At 52.5% G+C, this 562-nt stretch carries 2 tRNA genes and 1 rRNA gene; all 3 read right to left on the bottom strand.

What is annotated here, in order from left to right:
* Positions 1 to 75: 75 nt before the first annotated feature.
* Positions 76 to 151 (bottom strand) — tRNA-Ala (locus AC1D02_RS22230).
* A 21-nt stretch (positions 152 to 172) separates the two neighbouring features.
* Positions 173 to 249 (bottom strand) — tRNA-Ile (locus AC1D02_RS22225).
* Positions 250 to 338: 89 nt separating this feature from the next.
* Positions 339 to 562: ribosomal RNA gene (locus tag AC1D02_RS22220) — 16S ribosomal RNA — on the bottom strand; the annotation flags it as partial.

Below are 562 nucleotides of genomic sequence, written 5' to 3'. Positions count from 1 at the left end.
GAACGAAACAGCATTTAATCTCTAAAAGATCAAACCTAAACCCAGGCGGCTTACGTTTGCACTTTCAAAGTAGAGTGGTGGAGGATGACGGGATCGAACCGACGACCCCCTGCTTGCAAAGCAGGTGCTCTCCCAGCTGAGCTAATCCCCCAAGGATTTACTACGACCGCGTTGGTAGGGCTGGTTGGACTCGAACCAACGACCCCCGCGTTATCAACACGGTGCTCTAACCAGCTGAGCTACAGCCCCGACTTGGACACTGCTACTGTTTCTTCTAAATTCAACAGTCGATAAGAGTGGACGCTTAATGAGTGGCATCTCTGCCTGTGCAACTCTAGAAAGGAGGTGATCCAGCCGCACCTTCCGATACGGCTACCTTGTTACGACTTCACCCCAGTCACGAATCCTACCGTGGTAAGCGCCCTCCTTGCGGTTAAGCTACCTACTTCTGGTAAAACCCGCTCCCATGGTGTGACGGGCGGTGTGTACAAGACCCGGGAACGTATTCACCGCGACATGCTGATCCGCGATTACTAGCGATTCCAACTTCATGTAGTCGAGT

The organism is Massilia sp. P1_C10, from assembly GCF_056406475.1.
Note: the sequence above shows the minus strand (reverse complement) of the source record. Positions and strands in the feature narration are given on the sequence as shown.